Below are 21,223 nucleotides of genomic sequence, written 5' to 3'. Positions count from 1 at the left end.
AGCTCGTCGCGTGCACGGTGAGTTCAAGGTCCCTGGCGGCAAGCTCGTGGTGGTCGACCTCGAGGCGGTCGACGACAAGATCGCCGACTTCCGCCTCGCGGGCGACTTCTTCCTCGAACCGGATGACGCGATCCACGCGATCGACGCCGCGGTGAACGGGCTGCCGGCGACGAGCGACCAGAAGACGATCGCCGCGGCCGTGCGCGCGGCGCTGCCGGAGGGCGCGATCCTGCTCGGCTTCCAGCCCGAGTCGGTCGCCACCGCCGTGCGCCGCGCCCTGCAGACCGCCACCGGCTGGGACGACTACGAGTGGGAGCTCGTCTACCCCGGCCCGCTGGACGCGAACACCCACCTCGCGCTCGACCAGGTGCTCACCGAGGAGGTCGCCGCCGGTCGTCGCAAGCCGACGCTGCGCTTCTGGGAGTGGGCGGAGAACGCGGTCATCATCGGCAGCTTCCAGTCGGTGCGCAACGAGGTCGACCCCGAGCAGGCCGAGGCCGAGGGCTTCCACGTGGTGCGCCGCATCTCGGGCGGCGGCGCGATGTTCGTCGAACCGGGCAACGCGATCACCTACTCGATCTACGCGCCCGCCGAGCTCGTGTCGGGCATGACCTTCGCCGACAGCTACGCCTTCCTCGACGAGTGGGTCATCCAGGCACTGCAGAGCCTGGGGGTGGATGCGAGCTACCAGCCCCTCAACGACATCACCTCGCCCTCGGGCAAGATCGGCGGCGCCGCGCAGAAGCGCCTCGGCGCCGGCGGCGTGCTGCACCACGTCACCATGAGCTACGACATGGACGGCGAGAAGATGGCGCGCGTGCTGCGCATCGGCCGCGAGAAGCTCAGCGACAAGGGCATCGCGAGCGCGGCGAAGCGCGTCGACCCGCTGCGCAGTCAGACCGGGCTTCCGCGCGAGCAGGTCATCGAGCGGATGATCGACACCTTCCGCACGCAGCACGGCCTCACCGAGGGCGAGATCACGCCCGAGGAGTACGCCGCCGCGGCGAAGCTCGTCGACGAGAAGTTCTCCACCGAGGAGTGGCTGAACCGCGTGCCGTGACCGGACCCGCGCATTCGCGCATCCCCGCCGCCTCCTCCGCTGAGGGGTCGCAAAGGCCCCGCAATCGGGCCGATCCGGGCGGATCCCGGGGTCTTTGCGACCCCTCACGGATCAAGGCGGGCGCGCGTTCAGGGCGAGCACTGAGACCTATCCTCCGGAAGGAGGATGCCCGGGGTGGAACGCCCGACCTACTGTCACTGCATGGACTGGGTGATCTTCTTCGGCATCGTCGCCGTCGCGGTGCCCGTGCTCGTCATCGCGCAGCGTCGCGGCTGGATCGAGCTGCGGGGCGTCGAGCGCCCGAGCGGCTCGGTCGGCGTCTTCGCCGTCGCCGACGAGCTCTTCGCCCCGACCCGCACCGAGTCGGCCGCCGAGCTCGAGGCGCAGACCCGCATCGGCGCCCCCGCCCCGGTCGCCGGCGACCCGCTGCGGCCCGGCTCGGCGCTCGCCGGAGCTGCTCCCGCGCACAGCCCGGTGCATATCCCCGTGCACATCCCTGTCGCCCCCTTCCCGCTCCCGGCCCCTGCGCCGGCGCTGCGCATCTCGCCCGCCTCCGCCGAGCTCCCCGCCTCGGCGACGGTGCTCGCCCCCGAAGACCTGCCCGCGCCGACTGTCGGCGCGATCCCCTCCGCTGTCCCCGCAGTCGCACCGCGCCGGCGCCCCGAGCCTCTGCTCACCGGCGCGGTGCGCATCCAGCTCGACCTGCCGTCGCCTCCGACTCGTCCCGTCGGGCGGCACGCGGCCTGACCCGGCCGTCCCGCCGGTTCCCGCTTCGGGAGCGCGTCGCCGAATCCCCCCAGATTTCGCGGCGATGCGCTCCCGAACACCTCCGCCCCGAGCCAGCGCTCGCGCGCGCCGCGATCTACTCTTGCCGCATGGCCGAGACCACGAAGATCCAGATGTTCGGTGCCGACTGGTGCAGCGACTGCCGCCGTTCGAAGGCGCTGCTCGACCGGGTCGGCGCCGACTACGAGTACATCGACATCGAGAAGGTGGATGGCGGGCCCGAGCGCGCGCAGGAGATCAGCGGGCGCATGAACATCCCCGTCGTGGTGTTCCCCGACGGCACCCACCAGGTCGAGCCGAGCGACAAGGACCTGCAGGCGAAGCTCGACGAGCTCGCCGCCGTCTGACCCTCGCTCCCGGCGCTGACGCGTCGGGCTGATCGGCTACCGCTCGAGCAGTTCCGCATAGTCGGGATGCTTCTCGATCCACGCCGCCACGAAGGGGCACTGCGCGACGACGCGGTCGGTGGATCCGTCGCGGATCGCGTCGAGCGTTCCGCGCACGAGCATCGACCCGAGCCCGTGCTCCTGGATGTCGGGGTCGATCTCGGTGTGCGTCAGCGTGATCACGTCGCCGGTCTGCCGGTAGGCGACGAAGCCGATGTCGTCGCCGTCCTGCGTGAGCGCGAAGCGGTCGTCGTCGGGGCGGCGGATCACCTGGTAGTCGGTCACGCTGCGACGCTACGCCCGCCCCGAGCTGGGGGTGAGGGTGAGGGGTCAACGTGGAGGATGCGGGCGCGCCCCGTCACTACGATGACCCGGTGAGCAACGTGCTGTCGCAGCCCGAGGAGCCGCCGCGCCGTCCGCGCGACCGGGCTCCGCGCCCCTCGGCGAAGGTGATCCGCCGGCGCCGCATCCTCGTGATCGCGGGAGCGGTCGTCGTCGTCGTGGCGCTCGTCGCCGGTCTCGTGATCGCGCTCACCCCGCACGACGACCGGAACGCCGCGAACGGATCGGCGTCGCCGAAGCCCAGCACCTCGTCGAGCGCGAGTGCGACCCCGAGCAGCTCGCCCAGCGCATCCACGCCGCCGAGCCCGCCCGGCTTCGACAAGACGCAGTTCTCGATCGATGACCCGGCGAGCATCTGGGTCGTCAGCGACAAGCTGCGCCCGCTGAACCCGGTCGACTACGCGCCCGCCGACCTGACGGCGATGCAGATCCCGACCACCTGGGGTGCGGTGCCGTACCTGCGCAAGCCCGCGGCGGATGCGCTGACGGCGATGACGCAGCAGTACACGGCCGAGACCGGGCTGAGCATCCAGATCCAGAGCGACTACCGCAGCTACCAGTCGCAGGTGAAGGTCTACAACGGCTGGGTCGCCTCGAAGGGTCAGGCGGCCGCCGACCTGACGAGCGCGCGCCCCGGCTTCAGCGAGCACCAGACCGGGCTCGCCGTCGACCTCGTCGGCGTTCCGGCGAAGTGCGGGCTCAACGCCTGCTTCGGCGACACCCCGCAGGGCATCTGGCTGGCGACGAACGCCTACAAGTGGGGCTTCATCCTGCGCTACCCGAAAGACCTCACCCCGGTGACCGGCTTCGAGTACGAGCCGTGGCACTTCCGCTACGTCGGCGTCGAGCTCGCGACCGAGATGCACGACACCGGAGTGCAGACCCTCGAGCAGTTCTTCGGCCTGCCCGCCGCCCCCGACTACGCGCCGTAGCTGCACCGTCTCCTCGCGATGACGATCTGGATCGAGCGCGCACGGGTGGGCCGGCCCGACTCGGCGGCTGTGCTCGCCGTCGTCGCCGGGAACCGCGCCTGGGTCTATTCGCCTGAGTACGGTCTGCTGTCGCCCCGGGGTCTGAGCCGCGGCGCGGGGTACGAACTCATCTTCGGCGAGAACTCGCTCTCTCCGGATGGCCGGTTCCTGTCGTACGAGGAGCACCACAGGAACGGGTTCTTCGAGAGGGTTGACCAGGTGCGTTACGACGTGGCGGCCGGGGCGGCCGAAGTCGGTGAACGGTGGCCGCATTTCGAAGACGGTGCCTCTTCGGTGCGCATGCGCCACGTCGTCGACACGGGAACGCACCCGACGAGGACCATCTACGAGTTGCGTGATGGCAGCTGCGCCCGCACATTGCCGATCGAAGATCTATGTCATTCGAACTGGACCGGGTCACCGCTGCAGTTCTCGCCGGATCGGCGGCGCATCGCTGTTTCGGCGCAGGCGGGCCCCGGAGAGCAGTGCGTCGTCGTGCTCGACCTCGATACCGACGAGGTCCGGCGGTACCCGGGCGTCATGCTCGCGAGCTCTGGCGCCTGGAACCCCGACACCGGGCGCCTCCTGGTGGCCGAAGTGAGTAGCGCGGACAGTTTCGCGCTCGACCTCGTCACCGGCGAGCGGGCTCCGGTCCGCTCCCGCATCCATTACGACGGTCGCGGACATTTCCCGTCGGTGATCGGCTGGCTCACCGCGCGAACGGTCCTGTTCTATCGAGCCATTCCGAGCATCCGACGCATCAAGATCGCATCCTTCGATCTCGACACCGGAGTCGAGTCGCAGCTTCTCGAACTGCCGATGACCGCAGGGGCGATGTCACTTCTCGGGGTGTTCATGGCGCCCCGGCTGTTCCTGCAGAATCCGTCGCTGCTGGACTGAGGCAGCATGCCTCGTCACTGCCGAGTCGAGTCCCGGTCGCGGAGGTCAGATCTCGCGGGCGTTGCGCTCGAGGTCGCCGGTCGGCCAGGCGGTGAGCGGGGCGCGGATCGGGCGGATGAAGAACGGGCCGTCGAAGGTCTCGCGCCGGTTCCACAGGTCGATCGCGTGCAGGCGGTTCGGCGCGACGTGCCAGCCGACGGCCTCGTAGAACGGGATCTTGCTGTCGCCGGTGGTCAGCGTGCCGAAGTCGACGCCGAGGTCGGTGAGCACCGCATCCGTCTGGCGCATCAGCCGCCGGCCGAGGCCCGCGCCCTGACGGTCGGGGGAGACGCCGACCAGGCCGACGTCGCCGACGAGAACGGATGCGCCGCTCTCGCGGGCACGGATGAAGCGGCGCGCGATCCCGATGTGGGCGAGCAGCTCGCCGGCGGTCTCGCCCTGAGGGCCGCCGCCGTCAGGGCTGCCGCCGTCGGCGAAGCCGAGCAGCCGCAGCTCGGGTCGGGACCCGGCCCACGCCGCCTGAACCCCGCCCGGATGATTCGGGAAGACCCGCTTCAGGAACTCGTGGATGCGGTCGAGCTCGGCGTCGTCGAGCTGCGTCTCCCAGCGGATCACCCAGCGCAACGGCACGGCTACGGCGCCGGCACCACCGGCACCACCGGCACCGCCGGACCCGCCGGCGTCCGGCAGCCGCTCGTGGATCACGCCGTCGTGACTCACGAACCCGCCGTCGTCAGCAGCACCGCCAACGGCGGCACCGTCGCCAGCAGCTCCGCCGCCCGAGCTCACGCCCCGAGCGCCCGATCGACGATCGTCTTCGCCTCGGCCTGCACCTCGGCGAGGTGCTCCGGCCCGCGGAACGACTCGGCGTAGATCTTGTAGACGTCTTCGGTGCCCGAGGGGCGTGCGGCGAACCAGGCGTGCTCGGTCTGCACTTTGACGCCGCCGATCGCGGCGCCGTTGCCGGGCGCCTCCGAGAGGCGGGCGGTGATCGGGTCGCCGGCGAGGGTGTCGGCGGTGATGTCGGCGCCGCTGAGCTTGCCGAGGCGCGCCTTCTGCTCCTTGGATGCCGCGGCATCTACGCGGGCGTAGGCGGGAGCGCCGAACTGATCGGTCAGCTCGGCGTACAGCTGCGAGGGCGACTTGCCCGTGACGGCCGTGATCTCGCTGGCGAGCAGGGCGAGCAGGATGCCGTCTTTGTCGGTCGTCCAGGCCGAGCCGTCGAACTCGAGGAAGCTGGCGCCGGCGCTCTCCTCGCCGCCGAAGCCGACGCTGCCGTCGACGAGGCCGGGCACGAACCACTTGAAGCCGACCGGCACCTCCCACAGGCGGCGGCCGAGCGACGCGGCGACGCGGTCGATCATCGAGCTGGAGACGAGCGTCTTGCCGATCGCGGCATCCGCACGCCAGTCGGGACGGTGCGCGTAGAGGTACTGGATCGCGACGGCGAGGTAGTGGTTCGGGTTCATCAGGCCGGCGTCGGGGGTGACGATGCCGTGGCGATCGGCGTCGGCGTCGTTGCCGGTGAGCACGGCGTAGTCGGCGCGGTGCTGCAGCACGGATGCCATGGCCGAGGGGGATGACGGATCCATGCGGATCTTGCCGTCCCAGTCGAGCGTCATGAATCGCCAGGTCGGGTCGACGACCGGGTTGACGACGGTGAGGTCGAGGCCGTGCTTCTCGGCGATGAGCGCCCAATAGTTCACGCTCGCGCCGCCGAGCGGGTCGGCGCCGATGTGCAGACCCGAGCCCCGGATCGCGGCGACGTCGATGATGTTCGCCAGGTCGGCGACGTACTCGCCGCGGAAGTCGTAGCCGTCGACGCTGCTCGGCTCGACGCGCTTCACGTCGCGCAGGCCGTTCGCGATGTGCTCGTTGGCGCGGCCCGCGATCCAGCCGGTCGCATCCGAGTCGGCCGGTCCGCCGTGCGGCGGGTTGTACTTGAAGCCGCCGTCGCGGGGCGGGTTGTGGCTCGGGGTGATGACGATGCCGTCGGCGAGGCCCGGGGTGATGGTGGTGCCGTTCGAGCCGAGAGCCCGGTTGTATCGGATGATCGCCCGGCTCAGCGCGGGGGTCGGCACCCAGTCGTCGTTCGCGTCGGCGAGGGCGTGCACGCCGTTCGCGGCGAGCACCTCGAGCGCGGTCTTCTCGGCCGGCCGCGAGAGGCCGTGGGTGTCGCTGCCGATGAAGAGCGGACCGTCGATGCCCTGCTCGGTGCGGTAGTCGACGATCGCCTGCGTGATCGCGGCGATGTGCGTCTCGTTGAAGGCGGTGTCGAGGCTCGACCCGCGATGGCCGCTCGTGCCGAAGGCGACCTTCTGGGCCGGGTCGGCGACGTCGGGCACCCCCGTGTAGTAGGCCTCGACGAGCTCGCGCACGTCGATGAGGTCGGATTCCTGGGCGGGGGAGCCGGCGCGGTCCGTCATGGGGTCAGTCTGGCATCGCGGGCGGCAGATGTCGCGGGTGATCAGGCGGCGTAGATGCGGCGCCCGCGGAGGCGGGCCGGGGGCCGCGCGGAGTGGAGCCGGCGGTTCGGCCCGAGGTTCTGACCGGGGTTCGAGCCGGGAGTCGAGCCGACGGCCGTCCGCGGCCGGATGTACCCCGCGCGGGGGCAGAAAACCGACCGAAAGTGAGGGATTCGTCCCCCGAACGCGGACGCGCGGGCGCTCAGTGCGTCCCCTTAGCCTCGAACGCAGGAGTCCGGGGGGACTCTCGAGGGAGTCTTCGATGAGCGACGAGCGTCAGCAGGCCGGCTGGTACCCGGATCCGAGCGGAGCGCGCCAGCTGCGCTGGTGGAACGGCAAGGCCTTCACCGACCTGGTCTCGGATGCCGAAGACGAGGAGCAGAACGAGGTCGCCGACGCGCTGCTCATCCCCGCGCCGATCGAGCCGGTGATCGCCGCGTCGGTGGCCGCTGAGCCAGCCGACGTCGCGCCGGTCGCGGCTCCCGCGCCGCTCACCGCCCCCGCTCCGGCCGCCACCCCGGCTCCGGTCGCCGAGCCGGCCGCGACCTTCCGCGCGCCCGAGGTGCCGCTCGAGCCCACGCCCCTGCCGCTCGGACTCGACCTGCCCGCACCGTCGGCATCCGAGCGCTTCGGCGGCGGACTCCACGACTCGCTCGACACCGCCGCGCTCGCCGACTTCGAGGCGCAGCTCGCGGCCGACTTCTCGGCCGAGGCGCCCGTCGCGCCCGCCGAGGCGCAGGCCGCACAGATCGGCGACGCCACCGCATCCGCTCTCTCCGGCGCGAACCTCGACGACGTCTTCGACGCGAGCTTCGGCTCCGCGTCGGCCGCGGGTGCGCTGACCCTCGACGAGGAGATCGCGCAGCTGCTCGACCCCGCCCGCCGTCGCTGAGGTCACGAAGCCGCGGAGCCGCTGAGCCGCTGAGCTCCTCGCGTCGCTAGGCTTCGGGGCATGCCCGCCCAGCCCGACGCGTCTGCGATCTACAGCTACCTGGGCCCCGTCGGCACCTTCACCTGGACGGCCCTGAATCAGGCGCCCGACGCCGCAGGCCACGAGTGGCGCAGCGTCAACAACGTCGGCGAGGCGCTGGATGACGTGATCAGCGGCCGCAGCGTCGGCGCGATGATCGCGATCGAGAACAGCGTCGAGGGCGGGGTGAGCGCGACGCAGGATGCGCTGGCGTCGATCCCGGGGCTGCGCATCACCGGCGAGTACCTGGTGCGGGTCGACTTCGACCTCGTCGCCCGGCCCGGAACGGCGCTCGCCGACGTGACGACGGTCGCCGCGCATCCGGTCGCCTACGCGCAGACGCACCTGTGGCTCGACAAGACCGTTCCGACGCACGCGCACCTGCCCGCGACCTCGAACGTCGCCGCGCCCACCGCGCTGCTCGGCGACTCGCCCGCCGATGCGGCCGTCGCGCCGCACGGCATCACCCAGCACCTCGCGCTCGAGACCCTCGCCGAGCACATCGGCGACAACACGAACGCCGTGACGCGCTTCGTGATGGTCAGTCGCTCGGGCCGCATCCCCGAGCGCACCGGAGCCGACAAGACGAGCATCATCGTCGAGCTGCCGAGCGACGCCGCCGGAAGCCTGCTCGACATGCTCGAGCAGTTCGCCACCCGCGGCGTGAACATGAGCCTGCTCGAGTCGCGCCCCATCGGCGACGAGCTCGGCCGCTACCGCTTCGTCATCGACCTCGACGGTCACGTGCACGACGAGCGGGTCGCGGATGCGCTGCTCGGCCTCAAGCGCTTCAGCCCGCGCGTGACCTTCCTCGGCTCCTACCCGCGCGCCGACCGCAAGCCGGTCGTGCCCGAGAACCGCTACCGCGACGAGGTGTTCATCGAAGCGCGGGACTGGCTGCGCGGCATCCTCTCGGGCGAGCCGGACGCGGGCGACGTGGACGCGGGAGTCGCCCCGGGCCAGCACGGAGCCGCCGATCAGGGGCCTCAGGCAGGCTGACCCGATGAGCGTCGACCCCCGCTACGCCGCGCGCTTCCAGCGCGGATTCGACCCGAGCGAGCACGGGGCGGGGGATGCGGCGGGTGCGCCGAGCGCGGCGCCCGCGACGCCCGCGACGTCGGGTGCGACCCACGCCATCGGGTCGCCGCCGGCGGCCTCACCCTTCGCGCGCGGGTCGGTGACGCCCGGTGCATCGCCGCAGTCGGCCTCCCCGTTCTCGCGCGACGCCGCGACGCCGCGCGCTGCGCAGCCGTCCTCCGCCTCGCCGTTCTCGCGCGATGCGGCGGGCCCGCCGCCCGCGGCGCCGGCATCCGCTTCGCCCTACTCGCGCACCGGATCAGCGGCCGGAGGCGCCGTAGCTCCGGCTCCGGCTCCGGCCTCGTCGGAGACCGCTGCTCCGGCGGCATATCCGCCTGAGTCGTGGTCGCGCCAGGCGTCGGTCGACGACCCTCAGCCGCGTGCCGCAGCGACCTTCGACGCTGCGTCGTCGTCGTCGTCGACGACGACGACGACGTCGGCCGGCCCGCGCGCATCCCAGCCCGTGCGCCTGGGGCCGAACGGCGAGCGCCTCGCGCCGTCGGTCGCGCCGGATGACGACCCGGCCGCGCGCTACGCCGAGATCGCCGACGAGCTGACCGACGACGAGCTGCGCGAGCTCGGACTGGTGCAGCGTCGTCGCCCCAACCCCTGGATCATCCTGCTCGCCGTGGTCTCGCTCGTCGCGCTCGTCGCCGCGGTCGCGCTCTCGATGAGCACCTACGAGATGCAGGCCGACGGATACGGAACCGGGTTCGACTCCGATCGCGGTGCCGCCGACCAGGCGTGGTTCTTCTTCCTGCAGCAGGCGGGGCAGATGCTCGCCGCGCCGCTCTACTTCCTCGGCATCCTCGGCACGGTCGTCACGACCGTGCTCCTGCTGATCCTGCGGCAGCGGCGCTGATGACGACGTCACGATTCCGACAGCGCGCGGCATTCGCCGTCGGCTGGGTCGCCTTCGCCGTCACCACGGTCGCGATGCTCGGCGCGCTCTGGTTCGACTGGCAGAGCCTGTACTGGTCGGCGCAGTCGGCGGTCGACCCGAACTCCTTCGCCGACGGGATGCGCTTCTGGGCTCTCTACTCGGCGGTCAGCCCGGCGCGTCAGGCGGTCGCCGCTCTCGCGCCGATCCTGCTGGTCACGTTGCTCGCCGCGCACGCGGTGCAATGGCGCCTGTTGCGCGTGCAGCCTCCGACACGTCGGCGTGCGGCCGGCGACGAGGACGTCGGCTAGGCGCGGACCGCCGACTCCGGCTGGTCGGTGCTGAGCCGGTGCCCCGCGGGCAGCCGCACCTCGAGGGCGAGCGGATCGACCGTCGTGCGGAACGCGACCACCTCGCCGAACAGGTCGCCGTCGAGCTCGAACTCGTCGGGCTTCTCGATGCGCACCGTGAACTGCTTGCCCTTGAGGTAGCGCAGCGTGCGCACCTCCTTGGTGAGCGACATGAGCTTGCGGCCGGCCTGGCTGCGGCGCAGCACGCCGTTCTCCCACACGATCTTCGTCCAGATCTGCAGCCAGCCGAAGAAGCCCTCGGGCCGCAGTGCGACGATGTCGAAGTCGCCGTCGTCGACCGCCGCCTCGGGCAGCAGCAGGATGTTGCCGGGCAGTGAACCGCAGTTGCCGACGAGCAGGGTGTGCACGCTCATCGAGCCGGCCGGTCCGTCATCCAGCTCGTAGCGGATGCGCAGCCGGTCGCGGTCGCGCAGCGAGCGCACGATCGCATCCACGTAGGCGATCCAGCCGACCTTCTTCTTCAGCTCGGCGTTCGTGTTCACGACCATCTGCGCGTCGATGCCGATGCCGGCCATGACGAGGAAGGCGTGCTCTTCGCGCGAGCCGTCCTCGCGCTCGAGGCGTGCGACTCCGAGGTCGATCTTGCGGTCCTCCCCGGTGAACGCGGTCTCGATCGAGCCCTCGACGTGCGCCAGGTTCAGGTCGAGGTTGCGGGCGAGCAGGTTGCCGGTGCCGCTGGGCAGCAGCGCGAGAGCAGTGTCGGTGCCGCGCAGCGCTTCGGCGACCGCGCGCACGGTGCCATCGCCACCCGCGGCGATCACGACCTCGACGCCCTCGGCGACGGCCTGACGGGTCGGACCCTGACCGGGATCCTCGACGCTGGTCTCGAGCCAGAGCGTCTCGCCCCAGCCGTGCTCGGCTTCGGCGGCGGCGATCGCGGTGCGCAGGCGCTGCTCGTCCACCTTGATCGGGTTGAAGACGATGGCGGCGCGGCGGGACTTCGGGGCGTCGGAGGGGGCCGTCATGGCTCAAAAGTAGGGCACCCATGCCGCGCCGGGCATGCGCACGAGGCGGAGGCTCAGCTAAGGCGGCGTGAATAGACTGAGCGCGTGATCGATCCCCAGCTGCTGCGTGATGACCCCGAGCTGGTGAAGGAGTCGCAGCGCTCTCGCGGAGCCAGCGTCGAACTCGTCGACGAGGCCGTCGCCGCGGATGCCGCCCGTCGGGCCGCGATCACCTCCTTCGAGTCGCTGCGCGCCGAGCAGAACGCCTTCGGCAAGACCGTCGCGAAGGCCCCCAAAGACGAGAAGGTCGCGCTCGTCGCGCAGGCCCAGGAGCTGGCCGCGCAGGTCAAGGCCGCGCAGGCGCAGGTGACCGAGGCCGAGGCCGACTTCACCCGCATCGTCGGCTCGCTCGGCAACATCCCCATCGCGGGCGTTCCCGCCGGCGGCGAGGACGACTACACGGTGCTGCGCGAGGTCGGCGAGATCCCGACCTTCGACTTCCCGGTGCGCGACCACCTCGAGATCGGCGAGAAGCTCGACGCGATCGACATGGACCGCGGCGTCAAGGTGTCGGGCGCCCGCTTCTACTTCCTCAAGGGCGTCGGCGCGCGCCTCGAGTACGCACTGCTCAGCTACGGCCTGCAGACCGCGCTCGACGAGGGCTTCATCCCGATGATCCCGCCGACGCTCGTGCGGCCCGAGATCATGCAGGGCACCGGCTTCCTCGGCGCCCACGCCGACGAGATCTACCGTCTCGAGGCCGACGACCTCTACCTCACCGGCACCAGCGAGGTCGCCCTCGCCGGGTACCACAAAGACGAGATCCTCGACCTGACGAACGGGCCGCTGCGCTACGCCGGCTGGTCGACCTGCTACCGCCGTGAGGCCGGATCGCACGGCAAGGACAACCGCGGCATCATCCGCGTGCACCAGTTCCAGAAGCTGGAGATGTTCGTCTACATCAGGCCCGAGGACGCCGAGGCCGAGCACGCTCGTCTCGTCGCCGCGCAGGAGCGCATGCTGCAGTCGCTGGGGCTCAGCTACCGCGTGATCGACACCGCCGCCGGCGACCTCGGCTCGAGCGCCGCTCGCAAGTACGACGTCGAGGCGTGGGTGCCCACGCAGGACAAGTTCCGCGAGCTCACCTCCACCTCGAACTGCACGACGTTCCAGGCGCGCCGCCTCGACATCCGTCAGCGCGGCGAGGACGGCAAGACGGCGCCCGTCGCGACGCTCAACGGAACCCTCGCGACGACCCGCTGGCTCGTCGCGCTGCTCGAGACGCACCAGCGCGAAGACGGCTCGGTGTGGGTGCCCGAGCCGCTGCGGCCCTGGCTCGGCGGACTCGAGATCCTCGAGCCCGTCCGATGAGCTCGGCGGCGAGCTCGGCTGACGCCGACATCGAGCTGGATGCGGCCGGTTCGCCGGGTGCGCCGGCACCCGCTGACGGCGCGGAGCGCTGGCTCGTCGCGCTCGATGTCGACGGCACGATCCTCGGCGAAGACGGCTCGCTCGCGCCCGAGGTCGTGGCCGAGATCGCCCGCGTCGTCGCCGCCGGACACGAGGTCATGCTCGCGACCGGACGCAGCGCATCCATGACCCTGCCGATCGTCGAACGGCTCGGCATCGCGCCCGAGTTCCTGGTGTGCGCGAACGGCGCGCTCGTGCTGCGCCGTGATCCCTCCGCGCCCGTCGGCTACAGCCGCATGCACGTCGAGACCTTCGCGCCGCGTCAGGTGCTGACGACGATCGGCGACAACCTCGAGAACGCGAGCTACGCGGTCGAGGACTCCGACGGGGTGTTCCACTACACGGGCGCGTTCCCCGAGGGGGTGCTGCTGCCGTCGAGCATCGAGACGCCGTTCGAGGGGCTGCTCGACCTCGAGTCGACGCGCGTCGTCGTGCTCTCGCCGGGCCACGACACCGAGGACTTCCTGCGCGTCGTCGACAGCATGGGCCTGCACCAGGTCAGCTACAACATCGGCTGGACGGCCTGGCTCGACATCGCGCCAGAGGGCGTCAACAAGGCGACCGGGCTCGAGCACGTGATCGCGGCGACGCCGTTCCCGGTGACGACGAACCTGCTCGTCGCCGGCGACGGACGCAACGACATCGACATGCTCGAGTGGGCGGGCGCCCGCGGCGCCGTCGCGATCGCGATGGGCCAGGCGCCCGACGAGGTCAAGGACGCGGCGACCGAGATCACCTACCCGGTCGAGCAGCACGGCCTCGCGCGCGCCCTCGCGGCGCACTTCCCGGGCTGAGCTCCTCGTAGCGCGGTCTCGCGACCCGCGCATCCGACGTCGCGCTGAGCGGGCGCTCGCGGCGGCCGTGTCAGCGCGGATGCCGGGGCGGCGGCGCGAGGAGCGCTCGCGCCGCCGCGGTTCCGGGCAGCTCGTGCCCGGGGTTCGGCTGGACGGTCATGGGATGCGACCGATCAGCGGGTGTAGAGCGCGTACCGCAGGCGGTCGGCCTCAGCACGCTCGAGCTGTGACTGACGCAGCTCGATGGGGTTCGCCCGCCACGGCGTGCGGTCGCGCAGCACGAGGGGCCGACGGCTCCAGGTGATCAGCGCGAGACCGAGGCGCAGGGCGAGGCGGTCGATCAGGCCGCGATGGCGGCGCAGCTCCGGCGCGGTGAGCGTCGGGCGCTGGGCCGTGTGCTGCTCGGCCGAGACGGGCGAGGCGAGCGGTTGCGGCGGGTGGGCGGTGGTCTGAGCGGCGTGCGCCTCGGCGCTGAGCTGCTCGGTGGTGGTGTCGCGGTCGGTGGTCGACGCGGACAGGGTGGTGTGCACGAGTGTGTCCTCACAGATCGGCCCGGCGGCGTGCATCCTCGTGGGCTGCGACGGTCGTCGAGTCGGATGTCGCGGCGTGATGCCGCGGGAAGCCGCGCGTCGGCGATGGCCGAGCGGCGGCGGGGGACCGTCCACGGGCGAGCGGATGCTCGATCCCGGGTCGGGAGGCGGGGCGAGGTGCGCCGTGATCGCGAGGGTCGTCGCCGGCCGGGCGTCGCGTGGGAGTGCGGACGGACGGTCGGCGTCGATCGTCAGGATCGACGGGGCGTCGGCTTCGTGGGCATCGCCACCGCGGAGAGCGGGGCGGTCTGTGCCCCTTAGTGCTGTCCGGCGGTGAGGACGCCGACGAAGCCAGCGCGCTGTGCTGCGATTGCAGTGCGGTTCGGCATGAGAACGAACATGGCTGGCTCCTTTCGTGAGTCGGTATCGGTTGCCCACCGTAGCCAGGGTCGGGAGGCGGGCACAACCCCTGCGCGGCGCGTCGCGCGACTTCCGGTGCTGACGCCGCCTCAGTGGATGGATGCGCGCAAGCTTGCATGCAAGGCGTAGAGTCGGGCGCATGGCCGAGTCGAAGACCGCATCCCCGCCCCCGTCGGAGACGGAGGGCAGCGCCGCCGACCGCGCCTACGCCGCGACGAAAGACGCGATCATCCGCGGCGAGCTCGAGTCGGGCGCCCTGCTCAGCGAGGCCGTGATCGCCGGCGAGCTCGGCATCTCGCGCACCCCGGTGCACGAGGCGTTCCTGCGGCTCGCGGCGGAGGGGCTGCTCATCCTCGCCTCCCGTCGCGGAGCGGTCGTGCGCCCGCTGTCGCCGAGCGAGGCGGATGACGTGCTCGAGATGCGCGAGGCCATCGAGGCCAGTTGCGCGGCACGGGTGATCGCGGGCGACCGCGTCGCCGAGGTGCTGCCCGAGCTGAAGGCGCTGCTCGCCGAGCAGCAGGCGGCCGTCGATGCCGACGACCTCGACCGCTTCATCGACGCCGATGACCGCCTGCACGCCGCGGTGATCGCGGCGGCGCGCAACCCCGTCGCATCCCAGTTCGCCGGTCTGCTGCGCGATCGGCAGCATCGGATGCGCAACCTGCTGATCCGGGTGAAGTCGGGTCAGATGGCGGCGGCGCTCAAGGACCACACGAAGCTCGTACGCGCGATCGAGAAGCGCGACGCGGCCGCATACGCCGCGACGCTGCGCACGCACGTCGACCGCAACCGGGGCGTGCTGTGAGCGGGATGCTGACGCCGGTCGACGGGAACGACCTGGCGGCGGGTGAGGGCGCCGACGGCGCGTCGGGCGCAGCTCATCCCGTCCCCTCGTCCCGCCCGACCCGCCGCCCCTGGCCGCTGCTCTGGGGAGCGATGTTCGCCTGCTCGTGGGGCGGCAACCAGTTCAGCCCGCTGCTGCTGCTCTACGTGCACGAGCAGCACTTCAGCGAGGTCGCCGTGACGGTGCTGCTCGGCGTCTACGTGCTCGGGCTGATCCCGGCGCTGCTGCTGGCCGGGTCGCTGAGCGACCGGCACGGGCGGCGTCCGGTGGTGATCGTCGGCGTGATCGCGGCGCTGATCGGCAGCGGACTGCTCGCACTCGGCGGGCTCGGCTTCGGCTGGCTCATGGCCGGGCGGCTGCTCAGCGGCGTCACGGTCGGCGTGGCGATGTCGGCGGGCATCAGCTGGATGAAGGAGCTGTCGCAGGCGCCCCACGATCCGGGCGCGGATGCGGCGTCCGGTGCCCGCCGCGGGTCGCTCGCCTTCACGCTCGGCTCGGCCGCGGGCGCTCTCGTCGCCGGAGTGCTGGCTCAGTGGGGTCCGATCCCGACGGTGCTGCCCTTCGTCATCCACCTCGTGGTGGCCGTGCCGTTCCTCGTGCTCGTGACGCGCCTGCCGGAAACGGCGGTCGGCGCGATCGGCGTCGGCGGCGCTCTCGGCTCCGGTAGTGCGGGCGTCGGGTCGGATGTGCGCGGTGTCGGCGGCCCGTGGTGGGCTCAGCTGCGCATCCCGGCCGCGTCGCATAAGCGCTTCGTGCGGGTCGTCGCTGTCGCGGCGCCGTGGATCTTCGCGGCCGCGGCGATGGGCTACGGCTACCTTCCGACGCGGCTCGCCGACCAGACGGCGCCGTTCGGCATCGCCTACGCGACTGCCGCGACCGTGATCGCGCTGGGGGCGTCGAGCCTCATCCAGCCGGTGGCCCGCCGCGTGCACTCGCTCGAGTCGGCACGCGGCCTCGGCGTGGGCACCCTCGGCATCGCCGTCGGACTCGTGCTCGTGACGATCGCGATCGTGATCGGCTCGCCGGTGCTCGGCCTCGTCGCGAACGCGGTGCTGGGATGCGGCTTCGGCATCTCGCTCGTCAGCGGACTGCTCGAGGTGCAGCGCATCGCCGGCGCCCGCGACCTCGCCGGACTCACCGGCGTCTTCTACGCCCTCGCCTACGCCGGCTTCCTGCTGCCGACGGCGATCTCGGCACTCGCCCTCGTCATCCCGGCGATCGACCTGCTCGTCGCCGTCGTCGCGCTGGCGGCGCTCGCGATCGTCGTCGTGCGCCTGTCGTCGCGACGGCACCTGCCGGAGGGGTAGGGGCGATCGGCGGCGGTCTTCGGTAGCGTCGAGGCGTCCGGACGACCGGCCCGCGACGACATCGATGACCGTGATGACCTGCTCGACGACGAGCGAGGAGAAGCGCATGGCACTCTCGGCCGACGACCTCGACCCGGCGATCTGGAACGATGACGCCGCCCGCGACTACCGCCGCGGCGTGGCATGGATGTACGAACCCGAGGTGCTCGATCCCGCCGTCGACGCCCTGGCGACGTTGGCCGGCGACGGTCCGGCACTCGAGTTCGCGATCGGCACCGGACGCGTCGGGCTCGCCCTGCAGCAGCGCGGAGTCGAGGTGCACGGCATCGAGTTCTCGCAGCCGATGGTCGACGAGCTGCGGCGCCAGCCAGACGGTGACCGCATCCCCGTCGTCGTCGGCGACATGGCCTCGGCGACGACGACTGCCCGCGCGCCGGGCGGATTCGCGCTGGTCTACCTGGTGTTCAACACGATCTCGAATCTGCTGACGCAGGAGCAGCAGGTCGCCTGCTTCCGCAACGCCGCCGCGCACCTCGCGCCGGGTGGGGCCTTCGCGATCGAGACCTTCGTGCCCGAGCTGCGGCGCCTCGGCGTCGGCGAGCGCTTCCTCGCCTTCGACGTCTCCGACGAGCACCTCGGCTTCGACGAGTACGACACCGTCAGCCAGCTGCTGGTCTCGCACCACGTGGACGTGCGCCCGGGACACGAGGGCGTTTTCCGCTCGCCGCACCGCTACGCCTGGCCGAGCGAGCTCGACCTCATGGCGCAGCTCGCCGGCCTGACGTCCGAGTCGCGCTGGGCCGACTGGACGGGCGCGGAGTTCACCGCCGAGAGCGCTTCGCACGTGTCGGTGTGGCGCAAGCCCGCCTGAGCGGGGTCGTGGTCGGCGTCGACGCATGCGGTTCGCGGCGTGCCGCGAGCGGTGGATGCGCGGCTCACGCCGGGCGGCATCCGGTAGCCTCATCGCACCTGGAGGGCTGTCCGAGCGGCCGAAGGATCCGGTCTTGAAAACCGGCAGACAGAAATGTCTCGGGGGTTCGAATCCCCCGCCCTCCGCCATTGATCGCGCCCCTCCGACGCCCCCATCCGATCGGAAGGATCGCGCGCTCTCGGCGCGAGACGTCCGGGGGCAGCGACGCTAGCGGGGCCGGGTTGCCCCGACGACGATCGCGACAGCGCCGACGCCGATCGCCGCCAGCCCGATCACCAGCGCCGGTTTCCATTCCAGAAGGGCCCCGCCACCGAGCATCATCAGTCCCGCGGCGACGAACAGCATTCCGCTGGTCAGAAGTCGGCGTCGCAGGCTCATGGTCTGAGTATGGCTCGCCGCGCGCTCGATCGATGGAAGCGGAAGCTGGCAGGATCGGCCTTCTATGCTCGGCATCCTTCGGCGGCGCGGCGTGCCCGCTCTCGTTGTCACCTCGCTGATCGGACGGCTGCCGACGGCGATGAGCGCTCTCGCGCTCGTGCGGCTCGTCGTCGACACGGGCGGGGACTACACCTCGGCCTCGGCGCTCACCGCGACGTTCGTGATCGCGGGCACGATCGGGCAGCCGTTCCTCGGGCGCATCATCGACCGTGCCGGGCACCGCGCGCTCGTGCTGCTGCTCTCGGTGGTCGTGACCACGGTCGGGTTCGTGATTGCGGTGCTGACCGTGCAGAGCGCGCCGGCCGCCGCGTTCGTCGCCGTGGCGGTCGCGGGGTTCTCGACGCCGCCGATCGAGTCGACGCTGCGCAGTCTGTGGCCCGCGCTGTTCCCCGACGCGACGCAGCGCGCATCCGCCTACGCGCTCGACGCCGCCGCCGTCGAGATGCTGTTCATCATCGGACCGCTGCTCACCGCGACCGGCATCGCCGTGTTCGGCGCGCAGGTCAATGTGCTCGCGATGGCCGGCGTCGGACTGGTCGGCGGGATCGCGTACGCGGCGCGGTCGGTCGTGCGGCATCCGGGCGAGGTGGATGCGCGGGCCGGCGCGGTTGCGGATTCGAACGACGGCGCGAGGGCCGACGCGGGCGCCGACCTGCACTTCGGCGTGAGTGCGGGAGTGGACGCGGGCGCCGAGCCCGGAGCAGGAGCCGCCCTCGACACCTCGGCCACCTTGGGCTCAGCCCCGGCCCACCACGGCACCCCGCTCGCGTCCCGCCCCTTCGTGCGCCTGCTCATCCTCACGCTCACGGCCGCGATCCCCGTCGGAGCACTGACGCTCACCGCGACCGCGTACGGGTCGCACGCGCGCAACGCCGACTTCGGACCGGTCGCGCTCGCCGCCAACGCGGCGGGCGCGCTCGTCGGGGCGCTGCTGATCGCGCGCTTCCCGCTGCGGCGTACGCCGGTGCGGGCCGCGGCTCCGTTCGCCGTGATCCTCGGCGCGCTCTACCTCCCGACCGCCGCCGCGGGTGCGCCGCCCGCGCTCTGGATCGCGCTGGCGTTCATCGCCGGACTCTCGCTGCCGCCCCTGCTGACGCAGATCTTCGCCCTCACGCCCGAACTCGTGCAGTCGCGTCACGCGAACGAGGCCAACGCCTGGATCGTGAGCGTCTTCGCGGTCGGTATCGCCGCCGGCACGGTGCTCGGCGGGATCACGGTGGATGCGCTGGGCGCGTCGGCCGGCATCCTCACTACCGTGCTCGTCGCCTCGGCCCTCGCGATCGCGGGCGGACTGCAGGCCGGATGGGGTGCGGTCGCGCCGCGCGCGGCGGCATCCACGTCCGCGCGCGACTGACGGGTCAGCGCCGACCTACGACGGCGACGACCCTGCCCGCCCCGATCTCAGTGCTTCGCGCCGGTGCCGAGCAGCACGCCGCCGAGGCCGATCGTCATGACGCCGCCGGTTCCGCGGATGGTCGCGAGGCGGCGCGGCGAGCGGGCGAACCAGTTACGGGCGGTGCCGGCGAGCAGCGCCCACACGAGGTCGGAGGCGAGTCCGATCGACACGAAGATCGCGCCGAAGACGAGCATCTGGATCGGCACGTCGCCGCGGCCGACATCCACGAACTGCGGCAGCGCGGCCGCGAGGAAGACGATCGTCTTGGGGTTCGTCGCGCCGACCACGATGCCGTGGCCGATGAGGCGCCGGCGCGAGACCCGCGTCGCTTCGGCGGCGCCGTCGATCGGGGCCTTGCGGTGGCGGATCGCCTGCACGCCGAGGTACATGAGGTAGCCGGCGCCGATGATCTTGATGACCGTGAACGCGATCTCGGATGCGGTGATCACCGCGCCCAGCCCGAAGGCGACGGCGAACACGAGCGGGAGCACGCCGATCCCGTTGCCGAGCACGCTGAGGGCCCCGCCCGTCCGCCCGTGCACGAGCGAGCGCCCGATCACGAACAGCACGCTCGGGCCGGGGATCACGATCAGCACGAGCGCCGCCAGGGCGAAGGCGGCGAGGTGATCGGATGCGGGCATGCGGTCACCCTAGACCCGGATTCGGGCGGCTGGCACCCTGGGATGACGACGACCGGAGGACCTCGTGCGTGATCTCGTCTACTTCATCGCCGCATCCATCGACGGCTTCATCGCCGCGCCCGACGGCGACTTCTCGCGCTTCCCGACGCAGCCCGACACCCTCGCGGCGCTGTTCGAGCGCTACCCCGAGACCTGCCCGACGCACGTGCGCGCCGCGCTCGGCGTCACGGGGGAGCCGCGCCGCTTCGACACGGTGATCATGGGCAGCGGCACCTTCGCTCCGGGGCTGGATGCGGGGCTCACCGGCGGCGCCTATCCGCACCTGCGGCAGATCGTCGTCACGCATCGCGAGTTCGATCCGGCCGACGGAGTCGAGACGATCGCGGGTGACGGCGCATCGCTCGCCGCGCAGGTCGCCGAGCTCAAGGCCGAGCCCGGCACTGACATCTGGCTCGCCGGCGGCGGCGACCTCGCCGCGCAACTGATCGACCAGATCGACGAACTGCAGGTGAAAGTGAATCCGATCGTGCTCGGCGGCGGCATCCCGCTGTTCGGGCGCCGGGCCGGGGCGGGCGGAGTCCGTGCCACAGCCGCCCAGATCACCCGCGACCTCGCGCTCGTCGGCAGCGAGACGCTGCCGGGCGGCGTCGTGCTGAACACCTACCGCTGATGCCGGCGGACGCTCCACCGAGTCGGCCGCTCTCGGCGCAGACCCTTCCCGAATCCGACCGGCGGCGCCTCGCGCTCTGGACGGCCGACTGCGTCGAGCGGGTGCTGCGGCTGTTCGAGGCGGAGGCGCCGCACGAGCCGCGACCGCGCGACGGGCTGGCTCGGGTGCGCGCCTACGGGCGGGGCGAGCTGGATACGGCGGGCGAGATCCGGCGTCGTTTCGAGGCGGGGCGGGCGGCCGGCGTCGTCAGCGCTCCGGCCGCGGTCGCCGCCGCGCGCGCCGTCGGGCAGGCGACCGGCATCGCGCATATGGGCGCGCACGCCCTCGGCGCCGCCGCCTATGCGGTGCGCGCGGTGCGCCTCGGCGCGGACTCCGCGACGGACGATCCGCAGCGCGCCGCCGACGCCGAGATCGCGTGGCAGATCGCCCACCTCACTGCCGAGGCGCGGGATGCGCTGCGTCGGCTTCCCGCGCTCGGCGCCGACCCGGCGGGGCCGCTCGGATCCGGGCTGCTCGCTCGCGGCGATCTCGGCGACACGATCCGGGCGCTGCAGGCCCGGATCGCATCCAGCTGAACGGTCCCGGCTCGACCTCGCCCCGACGCGACGTGCGCTCGCGCCGCGCCCGCGC

At 72.1% G+C, this 21,223-nt stretch carries 24 protein-coding genes and 1 tRNA gene; 18 read left to right on the top strand and 7 right to left on the bottom strand.

Annotated features, from left to right (window positions below; genetic code table 11):
- Window positions 1-10: 10 nt before the first annotated feature.
- The 3 genes from lplAB (at window position 11) to BJ979_RS02135 (ending at window position 2,193) form a co-directional block, all read left to right on the top strand.
- Window positions 11-1,060, top strand: a complete 1,050-nt coding sequence (gene lplAB / locus BJ979_RS02145; RefSeq protein ID WP_179564737.1) for a lipoate-protein ligase LplAB — start codon at window positions 11-13, stop codon at window positions 1,058-1,060.
- Between the two features lie 201 nt (window positions 1,061-1,261).
- Window positions 1,262-1,807: a hypothetical protein gene (locus BJ979_RS02140; protein ID WP_179564735.1), complete on the top strand. Its 546-nt coding sequence runs from the start codon at window positions 1,262-1,264 to the stop codon at window positions 1,805-1,807.
- Between the two features lie 128 nt (window positions 1,808-1,935).
- Window positions 1,936-2,193 (top strand): glutaredoxin domain-containing protein, encoded by a 258-nt coding sequence (locus BJ979_RS02135; RefSeq protein WP_179564733.1) that lies wholly within the window; start codon window positions 1,936-1,938, stop codon window positions 2,191-2,193.
- A 36-nt stretch (window positions 2,194-2,229) separates the two neighbouring features.
- Here BJ979_RS02135 and BJ979_RS02130 read toward each other — a convergent pair whose 3' ends face one another.
- Complete coding sequence (locus BJ979_RS02130) at window positions 2,230-2,517, bottom strand: GNAT family N-acetyltransferase (RefSeq protein ID WP_343046564.1); 288 nt, start codon at window positions 2,515-2,517, stop codon at window positions 2,230-2,232.
- 89 nt (window positions 2,518-2,606) lie between these two features.
- Here BJ979_RS02130 and BJ979_RS02125 point away from each other — a divergent pair, with 89 nt between their 5' ends.
- Window positions 2,607-3,506 (top strand): M15 family metallopeptidase, encoded by a 900-nt coding sequence (locus tag BJ979_RS02125; RefSeq protein ID WP_343046563.1) that lies wholly within the window; start codon window positions 2,607-2,609, stop codon window positions 3,504-3,506.
- 18 nt (window positions 3,507-3,524) lie between these two features.
- Window positions 3,525-4,445: a hypothetical protein gene (locus BJ979_RS02120; protein ID WP_179564731.1), complete on the top strand. Its 921-nt coding sequence runs from the start codon at window positions 3,525-3,527 to the stop codon at window positions 4,443-4,445.
- 45 nt (window positions 4,446-4,490) lie between these two features.
- Here BJ979_RS02120 and BJ979_RS02115 read toward each other — a convergent pair whose 3' ends face one another.
- Together BJ979_RS02115 and pgm are read right to left on the bottom strand one after the other, a co-directional pair.
- A complete protein-coding gene (locus BJ979_RS02115; RefSeq protein WP_179564729.1) occupies window positions 4,491-5,165 on the bottom strand; it encodes a GNAT family N-acetyltransferase in 675 nt (224 codons plus the stop codon).
- A 65-nt stretch (window positions 5,166-5,230) separates the two neighbouring features.
- Window positions 5,231-6,871 (bottom strand): phosphoglucomutase (alpha-D-glucose-1,6-bisphosphate-dependent), encoded by a 1,641-nt coding sequence (pgm, locus tag BJ979_RS02110; RefSeq protein ID WP_179564727.1) that lies wholly within the window; start codon window positions 6,869-6,871, stop codon window positions 5,231-5,233.
- A 301-nt stretch (window positions 6,872-7,172) separates the two neighbouring features.
- Here pgm and BJ979_RS17295 point away from each other — a divergent pair, with 301 nt between their 5' ends.
- Genes BJ979_RS17295 through BJ979_RS02090 form a run of 4 tightly spaced genes read left to right on the top strand, consistent with a single transcriptional unit; the run spans window position 7,173 to window position 10,148 of the window.
- On the top strand, window positions 7,173-7,802 hold the full coding sequence (locus BJ979_RS17295; protein WP_218853414.1) for a DUF2510 domain-containing protein: 630 nt from the start codon (window positions 7,173-7,175) through the stop codon (window positions 7,800-7,802).
- 60 nt (window positions 7,803-7,862) lie between these two features.
- Complete coding sequence (gene pheA / locus BJ979_RS02100) at window positions 7,863-8,879, top strand: prephenate dehydratase (RefSeq protein ID WP_179564725.1); 1,017 nt, start codon at window positions 7,863-7,865, stop codon at window positions 8,877-8,879.
- Between the two features lie 4 nt (window positions 8,880-8,883).
- The gene (locus BJ979_RS02095; protein WP_179564723.1) at window positions 8,884-9,819 is read left to right on the top strand and encodes a hypothetical protein; all 936 of its coding nucleotides are present in this window, start codon (window positions 8,884-8,886) and stop codon (window positions 9,817-9,819) included.
- Window positions 9,819-10,148: a hypothetical protein gene (locus BJ979_RS02090; protein WP_179564721.1), complete on the top strand. Its 330-nt coding sequence runs from the start codon at window positions 9,819-9,821 to the stop codon at window positions 10,146-10,148. The genes BJ979_RS02095 and BJ979_RS02090 overlap by 1 nt, the downstream gene beginning before the upstream one ends.
- Here BJ979_RS02090 and BJ979_RS02085 read toward each other — a convergent pair.
- A complete protein-coding gene (locus tag BJ979_RS02085; RefSeq protein ID WP_179564719.1) occupies window positions 10,145-11,173 on the bottom strand; it encodes a diacylglycerol/lipid kinase family protein in 1,029 nt (342 codons plus the stop codon). The two genes, BJ979_RS02090 and BJ979_RS02085, sit on opposite strands and share 4 nt — an antisense overlap.
- Before the next feature lie 84 nt (window positions 11,174-11,257).
- On the opposite strand from BJ979_RS02085, the gene serS reads away from it, so the two are divergent.
- Both serS and BJ979_RS02075 read left to right on the top strand, forming a co-directional pair.
- On the top strand, window positions 11,258-12,523 hold the full coding sequence (gene serS / locus BJ979_RS02080; RefSeq protein ID WP_179564717.1) for a serine--tRNA ligase: 1,266 nt from the start codon (window positions 11,258-11,260) through the stop codon (window positions 12,521-12,523).
- On the top strand, window positions 12,520-13,416 hold the full coding sequence (locus BJ979_RS02075; RefSeq protein WP_179564715.1) for an HAD family hydrolase: 897 nt from the start codon (window positions 12,520-12,522) through the stop codon (window positions 13,414-13,416). Before serS ends, BJ979_RS02075 begins: the two co-directional genes overlap by 4 nt.
- A gap of 173 nt (window positions 13,417-13,589) precedes the next feature.
- On the opposite strand, the gene BJ979_RS02070 is transcribed toward BJ979_RS02075, so the two are convergent.
- Window positions 13,590-13,946 (bottom strand): hypothetical protein, encoded by a 357-nt coding sequence (locus tag BJ979_RS02070; RefSeq protein WP_179564713.1) that lies wholly within the window; start codon window positions 13,944-13,946, stop codon window positions 13,590-13,592.
- A gap of 559 nt (window positions 13,947-14,505) precedes the next feature.
- On the opposite strand from BJ979_RS02070, the gene BJ979_RS02065 reads away from it, so the two are divergent.
- The 4 genes from BJ979_RS02065 (at window position 14,506) to BJ979_RS02050 (ending at window position 17,576) form a co-directional block, all read left to right on the top strand.
- Window positions 14,506-15,171: a GntR family transcriptional regulator gene (locus BJ979_RS02065; RefSeq protein ID WP_179564711.1), complete on the top strand. Its 666-nt coding sequence runs from the start codon at window positions 14,506-14,508 to the stop codon at window positions 15,169-15,171.
- A 5-nt stretch (window positions 15,172-15,176) separates the two neighbouring features.
- On the top strand, window positions 15,177-16,517 hold the full coding sequence (locus tag BJ979_RS02060; protein WP_179569923.1) for an MFS transporter: 1,341 nt from the start codon (window positions 15,177-15,179) through the stop codon (window positions 16,515-16,517).
- 106 nt (window positions 16,518-16,623) lie between these two features.
- On the top strand, window positions 16,624-17,388 hold the full coding sequence (locus tag BJ979_RS02055) for a class I SAM-dependent DNA methyltransferase (RefSeq protein ID WP_179564709.1): 765 nt from the start codon (window positions 16,624-16,626) through the stop codon (window positions 17,386-17,388).
- Between the two features lie 100 nt (window positions 17,389-17,488).
- Window positions 17,489-17,576: transfer RNA gene (locus tag BJ979_RS02050), tRNA-Ser, on the top strand.
- 79 nt (window positions 17,577-17,655) lie between these two features.
- On the opposite strand, the gene BJ979_RS02045 is transcribed toward BJ979_RS02050, so the two are convergent.
- On the bottom strand, window positions 17,656-17,826 hold the full coding sequence (locus tag BJ979_RS02045) for a hypothetical protein (protein WP_179564707.1): 171 nt from the start codon (window positions 17,824-17,826) through the stop codon (window positions 17,656-17,658).
- A gap of 64 nt (window positions 17,827-17,890) precedes the next feature.
- Between BJ979_RS02045 and BJ979_RS02040 the strand changes: the two genes are divergently transcribed.
- Entirely contained in the window at window positions 17,891-19,240 is a 1,350-nt protein-coding gene (locus BJ979_RS02040; RefSeq protein ID WP_425502448.1) for an MFS transporter, read from the top strand.
- 47 nt (window positions 19,241-19,287) lie between these two features.
- On the opposite strand, the gene BJ979_RS02035 is transcribed toward BJ979_RS02040, so the two are convergent.
- Window positions 19,288-19,923, bottom strand: coding sequence for a LysE family translocator (locus tag BJ979_RS02035; RefSeq protein ID WP_179564703.1), 636 nt, complete (start codon window positions 19,921-19,923; stop codon window positions 19,288-19,290).
- A gap of 64 nt (window positions 19,924-19,987) precedes the next feature.
- Here BJ979_RS02035 and BJ979_RS02030 point away from each other — a divergent pair, with 64 nt between their 5' ends.
- Window positions 19,988-20,593, top strand: a complete 606-nt coding sequence (locus BJ979_RS02030; RefSeq protein WP_179564701.1) for a dihydrofolate reductase family protein — start codon at window positions 19,988-19,990, stop codon at window positions 20,591-20,593.
- Window positions 20,593-21,168, top strand: a complete 576-nt coding sequence (locus BJ979_RS02025; protein ID WP_179564699.1) for a putative immunity protein — start codon at window positions 20,593-20,595, stop codon at window positions 21,166-21,168. The genes BJ979_RS02030 and BJ979_RS02025 overlap by 1 nt, the downstream gene beginning before the upstream one ends.
- Window positions 21,169-21,223 lie beyond the last annotated feature (55 nt).

The sequence above is a fragment of the Schumannella luteola genome (assembly GCF_013408685.1).
Taxonomy (GTDB): Bacteria; Actinomycetota; Actinomycetes; order Actinomycetales; family Microbacteriaceae; genus Schumannella; species Schumannella luteola.
The sequence above is the reverse complement of the archived record's forward strand: the minus strand, read 5'-3'. Positions and strand labels throughout refer to the sequence as shown.

Coding starts and splice junctions, on each gene's coding strand:
- BJ979_RS02140 (WP_179564735.1), top strand. CDS start 1,262: ATGGACTGGGTGATCTTCTTCGGCATCGTCGCCGTCGCGGTGCCCGTG.
- BJ979_RS02135 (WP_179564733.1), top strand. CDS start 1,936: ATGGCCGAGACCACGAAGATCCAGATGTTCGGTGCCGACTGGTGCAGC.
- BJ979_RS02120 (WP_179564731.1), top strand. CDS start 3,525: ATGACGATCTGGATCGAGCGCGCACGGGTGGGCCGGCCCGACTCGGCG.
- pgm (WP_179564727.1), bottom strand. CDS start 6,871: ATGACGGACCGCGCCGGCTCCCCCGCCCAGGAATCCGACCTCATCGAC.
- BJ979_RS17295 (WP_218853414.1), top strand. CDS start 7,173: ATGAGCGACGAGCGTCAGCAGGCCGGCTGGTACCCGGATCCGAGCGGA.
- pheA (WP_179564725.1), top strand. CDS start 7,863: ATGCCCGCCCAGCCCGACGCGTCTGCGATCTACAGCTACCTGGGCCCC.
- BJ979_RS02095 (WP_179564723.1), top strand. CDS start 8,884: ATGAGCGTCGACCCCCGCTACGCCGCGCGCTTCCAGCGCGGATTCGAC.
- BJ979_RS02090 (WP_179564721.1), top strand. CDS start 9,819: ATGACGACGTCACGATTCCGACAGCGCGCGGCATTCGCCGTCGGCTGG.
- BJ979_RS02085 (WP_179564719.1), bottom strand. CDS start 11,173: ATGACGGCCCCCTCCGACGCCCCGAAGTCCCGCCGCGCCGCCATCGTC.
- BJ979_RS02075 (WP_179564715.1), top strand. CDS start 12,520: ATGAGCTCGGCGGCGAGCTCGGCTGACGCCGACATCGAGCTGGATGCG.
- BJ979_RS02065 (WP_179564711.1), top strand. CDS start 14,506: ATGGCCGAGTCGAAGACCGCATCCCCGCCCCCGTCGGAGACGGAGGGC.
- BJ979_RS02060 (WP_179569923.1), top strand. CDS start 15,177: ATGCTGACGCCGGTCGACGGGAACGACCTGGCGGCGGGTGAGGGCGCC.
- BJ979_RS02055 (WP_179564709.1), top strand. CDS start 16,624: ATGGCACTCTCGGCCGACGACCTCGACCCGGCGATCTGGAACGATGAC.
- BJ979_RS02045 (WP_179564707.1), bottom strand. CDS start 17,826: ATGAGCCTGCGACGCCGACTTCTGACCAGCGGAATGCTGTTCGTCGCC.
- BJ979_RS02040 (WP_425502448.1), top strand. CDS start 17,891: ATGCTCGGCATCCTTCGGCGGCGCGGCGTGCCCGCTCTCGTTGTCACC.
- BJ979_RS02035 (WP_179564703.1), bottom strand. CDS start 19,923: ATGCCCGCATCCGATCACCTCGCCGCCTTCGCCCTGGCGGCGCTCGTG.
- BJ979_RS02025 (WP_179564699.1), top strand. CDS start 20,593: ATGCCGGCGGACGCTCCACCGAGTCGGCCGCTCTCGGCGCAGACCCTT.